This window comes from Ramlibacter sp. (assembly GCF_035706265.1).
Lineage (GTDB): Bacteria > Pseudomonadota > Gammaproteobacteria > Burkholderiales > Burkholderiaceae_C > Ramlibacter.
Window position 1 is genome coordinate 1 of record NZ_DASSVG010000433.1, and the last position, 12220, is coordinate 12220.

A 12220-nucleotide genomic window follows, 5' to 3' on the forward strand; every position below is an offset into this window, starting at 1 on the left:
CTGCGCGCCGCCAGCCCGGAGGAGATCGCCTCGCGCCTCGCGGCCGGCGAGGAGGATTGCCGCCGCGCCAGCCTGGTCCTGTGCGGCCACAGCCACGTGCCGCGCGCGGCGCTGGTGGGCGGCACGCTGGTGCTCAACCCCGGCAGCGTGGGCCTGCAGGCCTACGAGGAGGCCGAGCCGGCCCGGCACCGGGTGCAGAACGGCACGCCGCACGCCCGGTACGCGATCGTGGAGCGCCGCAGCGGCCACTGGAACGCACGCCTGTGCAGCGTGGCCTACGACTGGGAAGGCATGCGCCAGCTGGCCGCCAACTGCGGCCGGGACGACTGGGCGGCCGCGCTCGCCACCGGCACCCTGCCGCGCGAAGACAGCACAATCCGCGCATGAACCTGCAGAAAGTGGTGCTGCCCATCCTGGGCGTGGTGGTCGTGGCCGTGGCGTACCGCGCCTACGGCTGGGGCGGGGTGGCGTTGGCCGTGGGCGGCATCGTGATGTGGATGCTGCTGCACTTCACCCGCATGATGAAGGTGCTGCAGCGCGCCTCCAACCGGCCGGTCGGCTACGTGGACAGCGCCGTGATGCTCAATGCCAAGCTGCAACCCGGCGTCACCCTGCTGCACGTGATGGCGATGACACGCGCCCTGGGCGAGCAGGTGAGCCCGAAGGAGCAGCAGCCCGAGCTCTATCGCTGGACCGACGGCAGCGGCTCGCACGTGACCTGCGAGTTCGCGGACGGCAAGCTGGTGAAGTGGGAGCTGTTCCGGCCGCAAACCCCGCCGGAGGCGGCCGCTCCGCCCGCCCCGTAAAATGAGGGGTTGCGCAAACCTGCGCGAATTCCCATTCCCCTGAAGGACACCTCATGAGCCCGGTAGTACCCTCGATGGCCGACCGCGACGGCAAGATCTGGATGGACGGCGAGCTGGTCGACTGGCGCGACGCGAAGATCCACGTGCTGACCCATACGCTGCACTACGGCTGCGGCGCGTTCGAAGGCGTGCGCGCCTACAACACGGTCAACGGCACCGCCGTCTTCCGCCTGCAGGAGCACACGGACCGCCTGTTCAACAGCGCCAAGATCCTGCGCATGCAGATGCCCTTCTCCAAGGAGCAGATCAACGAGGCGCAGAAGCAGGTCGTCAAGGCCAACCAGCTCGAGTCCTGCTACATCCGCCCGCTGGTGTGGATCGGCTCGCAGAAGCTGGGCGTGAGCCCCAGGGGCAACCAGATCCACTGCATGATCGCGGCCTGGGCCTGGGGCGCCTACCTGGGCGAGGAAGGCCTGCAGCGCGGCATCCGCGTCAAGACCTCCAGCTACACCCGCCACCACGTCAACATCACGATGACGCAGGCCAAGGCGGTGAGCAACTACAGCAACTCCATCCTCGCCAACATGGAAGCGCTGGACGACGGCTACGACGAGGCGCTGCTGCTCGATAGCTCCGGCTTCGTCTCCGAAGGCGCGGGCGAGAACGTGTTCGTGGTGAAGGACGGCGTGATCTACACGCCCGACCTGTCGGCCGGCGCCCTGAACGGCATCACCCGCAACACCGTCTTCCACATAGCCAAGGACCTCGGCATCGAGGTGGTGCAGAAGCGCATCACCCGCGACGAGATCTACATTTCCGACGAGTGCTTCTTCACCGGCACCGCCGCCGAAGTCACGCCGATCCGCGAGCTCGATCGCGTGCAGATCGGCGCCGGCCGCCGCGGCCCCGTCACCGAGAAGCTGCAGAACGCCTTCTTCGACATCGTCAACGGCCGCAACCCCAAGTACGCCCACTGGCTGACCCGCGTCTGAGAGAGCATGGCCACGAACAACAAGCCCGAGAAAGTGGTGGAGCTGGCGGCGAAGGACCTGAATGCCAATGGCGGCATCTTCTGCCCCAGCCCGAAGGCGGACATGAAGCTGTGGAACACCCACCCGCGCGTGTACCTGGACGTCGCCGTCAGCGGCGCCGCCAAGTGCCCGTACTGCGGCACGGTCTACAAGCTCAAGGACGGCGAGCGCTTCGGCGGTCACCACTGATTGGGGTCGGACTCCAATTTCTGCCCGCGGCGGTAGCCCTCTGGGGTCGGATTCCAGTTTTCTTCTTCTCCCGCCCGTGAGCCGCGCCGCAACCCACTCGCTCGTCATCGCCCCGCAATGGATCGGTGACGCCGTGATGACCGAGCCGCTGCTGCGCCGGCTGCACGCGCGCGGCGAGCGGCTCACGGTCGGCGCGCTGCCCTGGGTGGCACCGGTGTACCGGGCGATGCCGCAGGTGGACGCGGTGATCGAGTTCCCGTTCCGCCATGGCGGGCTGCAGCTGCGCGAGCGGCGCGGGCTGGCCCGGCAGCTCGAAGGGCGCTTCGACGCCGCCTACGTGCTGCCCAATTCGCTCAAGAGCGCGCTGCTGCCCTTCCTGGCCAGCATTCCGCGCCGGGTCGGCTACCTCGGCGAAGCGCGCGTGGGGCTGCTGACGCACCGCCTCAAGAACCCGAAGGACAAGCCGCCCATGGTGGCCTTCTATTCGGCCCTGAGCGGCGAGGAGGGGCTGGAGCGGGACCGGCCGCACCTTGCGCTGCCCGACGCGCAGGTCGAGCAGGTGCTGCGCGCGCAGGGCGTCGCGCGCGGCGGCTACGTGGTGATGGCGCCCGGGGCGGAATACGGCCCGGCCAAGCGCTGGCCGCATTTCGGCGCGCTGGCGCAGCGGCTGGAGCAGCCGGTGGTGCTGCTCGGATCGGCCAAGGAGGCGGAGCTGTGCGAGAGCATTGCGCTGCTGGCGCCGGAGCGCGCGCGCAACCTGGCCGGCAAGACTTCGCTGCTGGAGGCCTTCGCCCTGATCGCCGGGGCAGGCTCCGTGGTCAGCAACGACTCGGGGCTGATGCACGTGGCGGCGGCCTTCGGCGTGCCGCAGGTGGCGCTGTTCGGCTCTTCCAGCCCGCTGCATACGCCGCCCCTGAACGAGCGCGCGCAGGTGGTGTGGCTCAAGCAGGACCCGGAGTACGCACCTCCGCTGGACTGCGCGCCGTGCTTCCAGCGCGAATGCCCGCTGGGGCATTTCCGCTGCCTCAACGACGTGAGCGCCGAGCGGGTGAAGGCGCTCCTCCAATAACTCCTCGGACCAAAAAAAACAGCCATCTTGCGATGGCTGTATGAAGTCCTTGGAAGGACGTCGTTGGGAGACTTGAAACCTTGGAGAACCGAGCCGTCGGCGGATCGCGCGACGCTTGGTCGTACTGTATTCCTGCCCAGTTCGCCGTACATCACCCGTTAGGGGGATGGCCGAACGCCGGGAATCGGGTCGATCTTCGTGACTTTTTCGGCGCTTGGCGAGGGGGTGCGGGGCTTTTTACGGCGGGTTACACCGCCGCGCAAGGCAGGCGCAGCACGAAGCAGGCGCCGCCGCCCGGGTTGTCCTCGCAATGCGCACTGCCGTGGTGCCGCTGCGCGATCGAGCGCACCAGCGCGAGGCCCAGGCCCACCCCGCCTTCGCGCTCGCTCGCCCCGCGCAGCCGGTAGAAAGGCTCGAAGATGTGCTCGCGCTCGCCCACCGGCACGCCGGGGCCGCGGTCGCAGACCCGCACCACCGCCTCGGTGCCCTGCCTGACCACGCTCACCCGCACCGGGCCGCTGGTGTAGCGGCGCGCGTTCTCCAGCAGGTTGCGGATCGCCCGGCGCAGCAGCTTGGAAACGCCCTGCACCACCAGCGTCTGGTGCGAATCGCATTCGGCCAGCTCGGCGCCCGCGCGGGCGCTTTCCTCGGCGGCCAGGCCGGTCAGGTCCACCGTCTCGAAGGTGCCGATATCGGTCTCGCGGGCGTCGAGGCGGCTGGCCAGCAGGATCTCGTCGATCAGCTGGTCCAGCTCGCCGATGTTGCGCAGGATCTCGTCGCGTGCCCGCGGCGCCGGCTCCGGCTCCAGCAGCTCCAGCCCCATGCGGATGCGCGCCAGCGGCGAGCGCAGCTCGTGCGAGGCATTGGCCAGCAGCGCCTTGTGCGACTTGACCAGCGTCTCCACCCGCTCGGCCGCATGGTTGAAGCGCCGCGCCAGGAAGGCGACCTCGTCGCTGCCCTGCTCGGGCACGCGCACGCTGAGGTCGCCCTCGCCCCAGCGCTCGACGCCCACGCGCAGGTCTTCCAGCCGCTGCGTCAGCCGCCGCACGATCGGGTAGCTGCCCACCGCCACCGCCAGCGCCACGATGCCCAGCAGCCAGAGGAAGCCGGTGGATCCGCGCGGCAGCCAGGAGCGCGCGCCGGGCGGCCCGTCGCCGCGCGGGCGCGGCCGCGGTGGCAGCTGCACGACGATGCTGCTGCCGTCCTTCATCTCGATCGGGAACTCCAGCCCCACCCCGGGGACGCGCACCGGCCGCACCTGGTTCTGGCCGATCACCTCGCCCGCCGCGTTGCGCACGATCACCTCGCGCATCGGCGTCTGCTCCTGGTTGACCCGCCAGAGCCAGCCGAAGGCGACCGTGAGCAGGCCCACCGTGGCGATCACGGCGATCCAGATGCGCAGGTAGAGGGGGAAGCGCCAGTGCGCGTTCCAGGCGGTCATGCCGACGCGGATTCTCCTAGTCCTGCTGCTTGGCGAAGACGTAGCCGACCCCGCGCACCGTGAGGATGCGCTTGGGGTTCTTGGGGTCGGCCTCGATGGCCGCGCGGATGCGGCCCATGTGCACGTCGATCGAGCGGTCGAAGGCCTCCAGCTCGCGGCCGCGCACCGCTTCCATGATCTGGTCGCGGGTGAGGACGCGGCCGGCGCGCTCCGCCAGCACCACCAGCAGGTCGAACTGGTAGGAGGTCAGTTCGGCCGCCTTGCCGGCCACCGTGACGGTGCGGGCGTCGCGGTCGATCTCCAGCGAGCCGAAGCGCATCATCTTGGCGGGCGGCGGCGTGCCGTCGTGGCGGCGGCGCAGGATGGCGCGGATGCGCGCCAGCAGCTCGCGCGGCTCGAAGGGCTTGGGCAGGTAGTCGTCGGCGCCGAGCTCCAGGCCCACGATGCGGTCCATCGGGTCGCCCTTGGCCGTGAGCATCAGCACCGGCACCTTGCCCGTCTCGCCGGGCAGGGAGCGCACGCGGCGGCAGACCTCCAGGCCGTCGATGTCGGGCAGCATGAGATCCAGCACCACGAGGTCGGGCGTGGAGCCGGTGGGCGGATCTTCCAGCAGGTTGAGGCCGGCCTTGGCGTCGGCCGCGTGGGTGACGCCGAAACCCGATCGTTCCAGGTACTCGCCGACCATCTGGGCCAGGCGCGTGTCGTCCTCGATCATCAGGAGTTGCTGCATGTCGGAATACTACTGACTGCGGGCCCCGACGCGGGGCCCTACCCAGCCATGGTGGTCAGCCGCGATGGCACTGGCTTGTCGCTCCCGTAAAGTAAGGTAAATGGCCGTCTCGAACCTGCATGGTCCCACGCTGCCCGAGGTGCTCGCGCAGCACGATCCCGACGCGCAAGCCCTGCAGTTTGCAGGCCGCTGGATCGCGCGGGGAGGGTTGCGAGAGGCTGCGGAACGCGCCGCCGCCGTCGCCTGGCACGCGTGGGGCGTGCGACCGGGCGAGCGCGTGGCCTGGCTGGGCGCCAACCATCCGGGGCAGCTGGCGTTGCTGTTCGGGCTGGCGCGCATCGGCGCCATCCTGCTGCCGCTGAACTTCCGCCTCGCACCGGCGGAGTGGCAGCGCTTCGTCGCCGACTGCGGACCGCGCCACCTGGTGCACGACGCCGACTGGGCGGAGGCTGCGCGTGAGCTGGCGGCGCAGTGCGGGCTCGCAGCGCATTCGGTGGAGGCTCTTTCGGAAGCCGCTGGGCCCGAAGCGCCTTGGCACGCCAGCGCGGACGCCCCGGCGCTGCTGGTGCACACCTCGGGCACCACCGGAGGCCCCAAGGCCGCGGTGCACACCCAGGCCAACCTGCTGGCCAACATGCGGATCGCCGCCGCGGTGCAGGAGCTCGGCCCGGCGGACACGGTGCTCACGGTGCTGCCGATGTTCCACGTGGGCGGGCTGTGCATCCAGACCCTGCCGGCCCTGTACGCGGCCGCGCGGGTGGTCCTGCATCCGCGCTTCCATCCCGGCGAGACGCTGGCGGCGATCGCGCGCGAGCGGCCGACGCTCACGCTGCTGGTGCCCGCCGCGATGAAGGCGCTCGTCGAGCACCCATCCTGGGCCACGACCGACCTGTCCTCGCTGCGCGCCGTCTGGGCCGGTTCCAGCCTGCTGCCGGAAGCGCTGGTGCGTGCCTTCCATGCGCGCGGCCTGCCGGTGTGCAACGTCTACGGCGCGACCGAAACGGGGCCCTTCTCCATCGCCCTGCCGCCGGCGCGGGCGATGGACCACGTCGGCTCCTGCGGCTGGCCGGCACCGGGCGTGGAGGCGCGGCTCGGCCCGCCGATCGGCGACACGGCGGAACTGCTGCTGCGCGGGCCGAACATCGTGCGCCATTACTGGCCGGACCTGCCCGCCTGCGACCCGCAAGGCTGGTTCGCCACCGGCGACCTGGCCCAGCAGGACGCGGACGGCAGCTGGCGCATCGTCGGCCGCGCGCGCGAGCTGATCATCACCGGCGGCGAGAACGTGCATCCGGCGGAAGTGGAGGAGGCGCTGGCCCAGCATCCGTCGGTCGCGGAATGCGCCGCCTTCGGCCTGCCCGATCCGCGCTGGGGCGAGGTCGTCGCGGTGGCCGTGGTCGGCGCCGGCGCCGACGAAGCGACGCTCACCGAACACCTGCGCCAGCGCATCGCCCGCTTCAAGGTCCCGCGCAGGTGGTTCTTCGTGGAGCAGCTGCCGAAGACGGCGCTCGGCAAGGTACAGCGCGCGCTCCTCGCGAAGCAGTTCTCGTAACGCGCGGCGCGCCTGCGGTGCTTTCGCGTAGGCTAATGGTGCTGAGCCGCGCCAGCGCGAAGCCCAGCTATGCGCGAGCGCAGCGAAGCGCGCCCTCCGAACCGCTATGCCCCCGTGCTCCCATGCCGCCCCTGCATCCTCCACAACAGCAGGATCAGCAGCATCGGCGGGATCGCCGTCAGCGCGGTGCCGATGAACGCCGTCGCATACGCGCCCAGCAGCCCGTACTGCGGCGTCAGCGTGTCCACCGCCACGCCCGAGAAGCCCTTGAGGAACTTGCCCAGCAGCGCATACGTGGACGACAGCATCGCGTACTGCGTGGCCGTGTAGCCGAGGCTCGTGAGGCTGGACATGTAGGTCACCAGCGCCACGCCGGCAAAGGCCTGGGCGAAGGAATCGAGCGACATCACGATCGCGAAGACCACGTCGTTGACGTGCAGCGCCAGCAGCGCGAACGCGCCCGTGCCCAGCGCCTCCAGCACCAGCCCGGCGATCAGGGTCGGCAGGATGCCGATGCGGATGGCCGTCAGGCCCGCGGCCCCGAGCCCGACGAAGGTGGCCACCAGGCCGAAGGTGCCGCGCACCAGCGCCACCGTGTCCTTGCTCACCCCGAGGTCGTGGTAGTACGGGTTGTACATCGGCCCCATGATGAAGTCGGGCAGCCGGTACAGCGCCACCATCAGCAGGATCACCACCCCCGCGATCCGGTGCTTGCGGAAGAAGTCGACGAAGGGGCCGATGAGCGCATCGAGCAGCCCCTTGGCGCTCCACAGCGGCGGCTTGCTGTGCAGCACTTCGTCCGCGCGCTGCGGCTCGAAGGCGAGGAAGGTCGCCACCATGCCCACGGCCATCAGCACGGCCATCGCCACGTACGAGATCGGCCAGCCGACACGCTCGGCCGCGGCGATGATGGCCGCGTCCGTCACCAGCAGCGCGATGCGGTAGCCGAGCTGCGCCGCGGAAGTGAGCAGGCCCACTTCTTCCGAATTGCTCGCGGCCTCGATGCGCCAGGCGTCGATCGCGATGTCCTGCGTCGCCGACGCGAAGGCCACCAGCAGCGCGAAGGCGCCGATCGCCACCAGCCCGGCCGAGACACCCACCATGGCCATGGCGACCAGGCCGATCGCCACCAGCAGCTGGCAGAACAGCATCCAGCCGCGCCGCCGCCCCAGTTTGCCGAACAGCGGGATGTCCATCCGGTCGACCAGCGGCGACCAGTACACCTTGAACGCATAGGCGAAGCCGACCCAGGAGATGAACCCGATCGCCTTCAGGCTGGTGCCCTCGTCGCGCAGCCAGTAGCCGAAGGTGTTGGCCGTCAGCAGGAAGGGCAGGCCGGAGGAGAAGCCGAGCGCCAGCATCACGGCCACCTTGGGCTGGCGTAGCGCCTTGAGCACATGCAGGGCGGAGCGCTTGGGCCGTTTCTCCTCGACCGGTTCGGGAGTGTTCTCTGCAGGCGTGCGCTGAGCGGAAGAGGCGGCGGGATCCGACATGGTGGAGGTGCTTCGTCAGTATTATTTGCCCATGTGTCGACTGTGTACTGCCAAGTCGCCCCGGTGGGTCAGCCGGCGTGCCTTCATGCTGGCGGCGGGCGCCGTCGTTGCCGGTCCGGCGGTGAGCCAGGTCGACGTCGGCGGCAGTTCGCCGCTGCGCTCCCTGGTGCCGGCCACCGAAATCGAGCAGGTCGCCGCAAAGGAATACGGCGAGCTGCTGCAGAAGGCGCGTGCCAAGGGCGCACTCGCCAACGAGGGCAATGCGCAGTTGCGGCGGCTGCGCTCGATTTCGTCGCGGCTGATCGCCGATGCGCCGCGCTGGAACCCGCGCGCGCGCCAGTGGCGCTGGGAGGTCAACCTGATCGGCAGCGACAGCGTCAACGCCTTCTGCATGCCGGGCGGCAAGATCGCCGTCTTCACCGGACTGATCGAGAAGTTGCGCGCCACCGACGACGAGCTCGCGATGGTGGTGGGGCACGAGATCGCGCACGCGCTGCGCGAGCATGCGCGCGAGCGCATCGCCAAGAGCCAGGGCACGGGCGCGCTGCTCTCCTTGGGCGCGCAGCTGTTCGGGCTCGGCCAGCTCGGCGACGTGGCAGCGGACATCGGCACGCAGTTGCTCACGCTCAAGTTCAGCCGCGATGACGAGATCGAGGCCGACCTGGTCGGCCTGGAAATGGGCGCGCGGGCGGGCTTCGATCCGCAGGCTTCGATCTCGCTGTGGGACAAGATGGCCCGCGTGTCCGGCGCCGGCGGCGGGCCGGCCTTCCTCTCGACGCACCCGAGCGGCCCCGACCGCATGCGGCGGCTGGCCGAGAACATCCCGCGCGTGCAGGGGCTGTACCGGCAGGCGATGGGCAATCGCTGATCAGGTGCCACGCACGTAGGGATTGGCGGCCCGTTCGCGCCCGAAGGTGCTCTCCGGCCCGTGGCCGGGGATGAACACCGTCTCGTCCCCCATCGGCCACAGCTTGTCGCGGATGCTGGCGATCAGCGTCTCGTAGTTCCCGCGCGGGAAGTCGGTGCGTCCGATGCTGCCCGCGAACAGCACGTCGCCGACGAAGGCGCGCTGCATCTCCGGCGAATGGAACACCACGTGGCCTGGCGTGTGGCCGGGGCAGTGGCGCACGTGCAGCGTGTGCCCCGCCAGTTCCACCGTGTCGCCGTCACGCAGCCAGCGCGTGGGCGTGAACGCCTGCGCGGGCGGAAAGCCGAACATCGCGCCCTGCTGCGGCAGCGCCTCGATCCAGAACTGGTCCTCCTCGTGCGGCCCGATGATCGGCAGCGCCAGCCGCCGCGCCAGTTCCGCGGTGCCGCCCGCGTGGTCGATGTGGGCGTGCGTGAGCCAGATCTGTTCGAGCTTCAGCCCGCGGCGCTCCACTTCCGCCAGCAGCGCGTCGAGGTCGCCGCCCGGGTCGATCACGGCGGCTTGCTTCGTCGCGTCGTCGAACACGACGGAGCAGTTCTGCTGGAACGGGGTGACGGGGAAGGTGAAGTAGTGGAGCATCGGCAGATTTTGTTCCAGGCCGGCAGGCCGGCCGGGCCGCACCGGGCGAAAAACTCAAGAGCTTTTCGGAAATCATCATTTGCCCGGGTGCGACCCGCTGCCTACGATGCGGCGCAACCCCAAACGCCCTGGAGCAAGAATGAACCAGAACCATCGCCCCGTCATCATCGCAGGAGCCGGTCCGGTGGGCATGACCGCCGCCGCGGACCTGGTGCGGCAAGGCATTCCCGTCACGGTGCTCGAGAAGAGTGCCTCCCTCAGCCTCGAATCGCGCGCCTCCACCTTCCACCCGCCCACCCTGGACATGCTGGACGACCTGGGCTTCGCCAAGGCGCTGATCGCCCAGGGCCTGAAGGCGCCGCAGGTGCAGTACGGCTCCACCATCGACGGCGAGCTCGGCACCTTCGACTTCGGCGCCATCTCCGACCTCACCCGCCATCCCTACCGCCTGCAGGCGGAGCAGTTCAAGCTGACGCGCATCATCCTCGACGCGCTGCAGGACAACCCGCTGTTCCAGATCCGCTTCAACACGGAAGTGGCGAGCCTCACGCAGGACGCGGGCGGCGTCACGGTCACCACCGGCGCCGGCGACACGCTCACCTGCGACTGGCTGATCGGCGCGGACGGTGCCAACAGCATCGTGCGGCGCCACCAGCAGATCGATTTCGAAGGTTTCACCTGGCAGGAGCGCTTCCTGGTGGTGACCACCAGCGCCGACATCGGCGCCGCGCGCCCCGGCGTGACTTCGGTGAGCTACTGGGCCGATCCGCAGCGCTGGCACTTCCTGCTGCGCATCATCGGCGCCTGGCGCGTGATGCTGCCGGTGCCACCCGAGATGTCGGACGATGCCGCCCGCAGCCCCGAATACGCGAAGGAGTCGCTGGCGAGCGTGCTGCCCGCGGGCCTCGCTGCGCCCATCGAGCACGTCACGCTGTATCGCGTGCACCAGCGCGTGGCGACCAAGTTCCGCCTGGGCCGCACCTTCCTGGCCGGCGACGCCGCGCACATCAACAATCCGCTCGGCGGCATGGGCATGAACGGCGGCCTGCACGACGCCCTGAACCTGACCGCGCGCCTCGGCCCGGTGATCCAGGGCAAGGCCGGCGCCGACAGCCTGGATGGCTACGAGCGCCAGCGCCGTGCGGTCACGATGGAGGCCATCCAGACCGGCACGATCCGCAACAAGAAGAACCTCGAGGCGCGCACGCCGGAGGACCGCGAGGCGTTCCGCACCGAGATCCGCAAGGCGGTGTCGGACCGCGAGAAGACCCGCGAGTTCCTGCGCCGCATCTCGATGATCGACAGCCTCAAGCGGGCGGCGACGCTCTGTTTCAGGCAGGCTCGCGCCCCCCTCCGGCGGGGCGCTCTTCGCGGAAGCGCAGGGCCTGCTCCTGCAGCCAGTCGCGGAACAGCCGCAGCTGGGGCTCGCCGGCCTTCTCCTCCGGGAAGGCGAAGTAGTACGAGCCCTCGCTGCGCGTCGTCACATCGGAGACGATGCGCAGGTCGCCGCGCGCGAGCTGCTCCTCGATCAGGAAAGGCGGCAGCAGGGCCAGCCCCTGGCCGGCGGAGACGGCGCCGATCACCATCGCCTGCTGCTCGAAGCGCGGCCCTTTCAGCAGGTTGATTCCGCTCACGCCGGCCGCGGCCGCCCACGAGGCCCACGCCGCCGGGCGCGTCACCAGGTGCAGCAGGCGTTGCGCGAGCACCTTCTCCGCATCCCAGGGCGACGGTGCGTCCATCAGGCGGCCGCCGGCGACCACCGCCAGTTCCTCCTCGAACAGGAAGTCGGAATCCGCGCCCGCCCAGGTGGCGGCGCCGAAGCCCAGCGCGCCGTCGAAGTGCGTTTCGCTGAAGAGGAAGCGGCTGCTGCGCGCACTGATGTTGACCGTCAGCTTCGGATGCCGCTCGTAGAAGTCCGTCATGCGCGGGATCAGCCACTGCGAGCCGACCGTGGGCAGCACCGCGATCTCGAGGGTCCCGCCCTCGCCCTGGTTCGACATCACGTCGAACGTGTCCTTTTCCAGCCGCTCCAGTGCGCCGGCGACGTCGCGCGCATACGCGGTGCCGGCGCGGGTGAGCGACAGGCGCTTCTTCACGCGGTGGAACAGCTGCACCCCGAGCTGGTCCTCCAGCTGCGAGATCTGGCGCGATACGGCGCTTTCCGTGAGCGCGAGTTCATCGGCCGCACGGGTGATGCTGGCGTGGCGGGCGGCAGCGTCGAAGGCCATCAAGGCGCTCATGCTGGGTATGCGTCGGCGCATCGGGAACTTTCCAAAAACTCAAGACTTCTTCGAGACAAATCGTTTGCGACGGTGAACACCGGCCCATAGGATGGGGTCCAGCAAACAAGCACCCAGCGCGCCTTCCTGCAAGCAGCAGGCGACTTCCCGCAAACAGCCTCA

General features: G+C 69.9%; 12 protein-coding genes and 1 pseudogene. 8 read left to right on the forward strand and 5 right to left on the reverse strand.

Annotated elements, in window-relative coordinates:
• The 5 genes from VFM98_RS15365 to waaF form a co-directional block, all read left to right on the forward strand.
• The coding region (locus VFM98_RS15365; protein ID WP_325110784.1) for a metallophosphoesterase family protein at window positions 1–387 on the forward strand (387 nt) is incomplete at its 5' end.
• Entirely contained in the window at window positions 384–806 is a 423-nt protein-coding gene (locus VFM98_RS15370) for a glycerate kinase (protein WP_325110785.1), read from the forward strand. The genes VFM98_RS15365 and VFM98_RS15370, both read left to right, overlap by 4 nt.
• A gap of 53 nt (window positions 807–859) precedes the next feature.
• A complete protein-coding gene (locus VFM98_RS15375; RefSeq protein WP_325110786.1) occupies window positions 860–1798 on the forward strand; it encodes a branched-chain amino acid transaminase in 939 nt (312 codons plus the stop codon).
• A gap of 6 nt (window positions 1799–1804) precedes the next feature.
• On the forward strand, window positions 1805–2026 hold the full coding sequence (locus VFM98_RS15380; RefSeq protein WP_325110787.1) for a zinc-finger domain-containing protein: 222 nt from the start codon (window positions 1805–1807) through the stop codon (window positions 2024–2026).
• A 76-nt stretch (window positions 2027–2102) separates the two neighbouring features.
• Window positions 2103–3095, forward strand: coding sequence for a lipopolysaccharide heptosyltransferase II (gene waaF / locus VFM98_RS15385; RefSeq protein ID WP_325110788.1), 993 nt, complete (start codon window positions 2103–2105; stop codon window positions 3093–3095).
• 247 nt (window positions 3096–3342) lie between these two features.
• Here the strand turns inward: waaF and VFM98_RS15390 are convergent, their stop codons facing one another.
• Window positions 3343–4536 carry a sensor histidine kinase gene (locus VFM98_RS15390; protein ID WP_325110789.1) on the reverse strand — a complete coding sequence of 398 codons (1194 nt, stop codon included), beginning with the start codon at window positions 4534–4536 and terminating at the stop codon, window positions 3343–3345.
• Between the two features lie 16 nt (window positions 4537–4552).
• Window positions 4553–5266, reverse strand: coding sequence for a response regulator transcription factor (locus VFM98_RS15395; protein ID WP_325110790.1), 714 nt, complete (start codon window positions 5264–5266; stop codon window positions 4553–4555).
• Between the two features lie 100 nt (window positions 5267–5366).
• On the opposite strand from VFM98_RS15395, the gene VFM98_RS15400 reads away from it, so the two are divergent.
• Window positions 5367–6818, forward strand: coding sequence for a class I adenylate-forming enzyme family protein (locus tag VFM98_RS15400; protein WP_325110791.1), 1452 nt, complete (start codon window positions 5367–5369; stop codon window positions 6816–6818).
• A 104-nt stretch (window positions 6819–6922) separates the two neighbouring features.
• On the opposite strand, the gene VFM98_RS15405 is transcribed toward VFM98_RS15400, so the two are convergent.
• On the reverse strand, window positions 6923–8311 hold the full coding sequence (locus VFM98_RS15405) for an AmpG family muropeptide MFS transporter (RefSeq protein ID WP_325110792.1): 1389 nt from the start codon (window positions 8309–8311) through the stop codon (window positions 6923–6925).
• A gap of 31 nt (window positions 8312–8342) precedes the next feature.
• Between VFM98_RS15405 and VFM98_RS15410 the strand changes: the two genes are divergently transcribed.
• Window positions 8343–9179 carry a M48 family metallopeptidase gene (locus tag VFM98_RS15410; protein WP_325110793.1) on the forward strand — a complete coding sequence of 279 codons (837 nt, stop codon included), beginning with the start codon at window positions 8343–8345 and terminating at the stop codon, window positions 9177–9179.
• Here VFM98_RS15410 and VFM98_RS15415 read toward each other — a convergent pair whose 3' ends face one another.
• Window positions 9180–9818 (reverse strand): MBL fold metallo-hydrolase, encoded by a 639-nt coding sequence (locus VFM98_RS15415; RefSeq protein ID WP_325110794.1) that lies wholly within the window; start codon window positions 9816–9818, stop codon window positions 9180–9182.
• Between the two features lie 139 nt (window positions 9819–9957).
• On the opposite strand from VFM98_RS15415, the pseudogene VFM98_RS15420 reads away from it, so the two are divergent.
• A pseudogene (locus tag VFM98_RS15420) lies at window positions 9958–10971 on the forward strand (FAD-dependent oxidoreductase); the annotation flags it as partial.
• Window positions 10972–11149: 178 nt separating this feature from the next.
• Here VFM98_RS15420 and VFM98_RS15425 read toward each other — a convergent pair.
• Window positions 11150–12058: a LysR substrate-binding domain-containing protein gene (locus VFM98_RS15425; RefSeq protein ID WP_325110795.1), complete on the reverse strand. Its 909-nt coding sequence runs from the start codon at window positions 12056–12058 to the stop codon at window positions 11150–11152.
• Window positions 12059–12220 lie beyond the last annotated feature (162 nt).

Coding starts and splice junctions, on each gene's coding strand:
- VFM98_RS15410 (WP_325110793.1), top strand. CDS start 8,343: ATGTGTCGACTGTGTACTGCCAAGTCGCCCCGGTGGGTCAGCCGGCGT.
- VFM98_RS15400 (WP_325110791.1), top strand. CDS start 5,367: ATGGCCGTCTCGAACCTGCATGGTCCCACGCTGCCCGAGGTGCTCGCG.
- VFM98_RS15380 (WP_325110787.1), top strand. CDS start 1,805: ATGGCCACGAACAACAAGCCCGAGAAAGTGGTGGAGCTGGCGGCGAAG.
- VFM98_RS15425 (WP_325110795.1), bottom strand. CDS start 12,058: ATGAGCGCCTTGATGGCCTTCGACGCTGCCGCCCGCCACGCCAGCATC.
- VFM98_RS15405 (WP_325110792.1), bottom strand. CDS start 8,311: ATGTCGGATCCCGCCGCCTCTTCCGCTCAGCGCACGCCTGCAGAGAAC.
- VFM98_RS15415 (WP_325110794.1), bottom strand. CDS start 9,818: ATGCTCCACTACTTCACCTTCCCCGTCACCCCGTTCCAGCAGAACTGC.
- VFM98_RS15370 (WP_325110785.1), top strand. CDS start 384: ATGAACCTGCAGAAAGTGGTGCTGCCCATCCTGGGCGTGGTGGTCGTG.
- VFM98_RS15395 (WP_325110790.1), bottom strand. CDS start 5,266: ATGCAGCAACTCCTGATGATCGAGGACGACACGCGCCTGGCCCAGATG.
- VFM98_RS15375 (WP_325110786.1), top strand. CDS start 860: ATGAGCCCGGTAGTACCCTCGATGGCCGACCGCGACGGCAAGATCTGG.
- VFM98_RS15390 (WP_325110789.1), bottom strand. CDS start 4,536: ATGACCGCCTGGAACGCGCACTGGCGCTTCCCCCTCTACCTGCGCATC.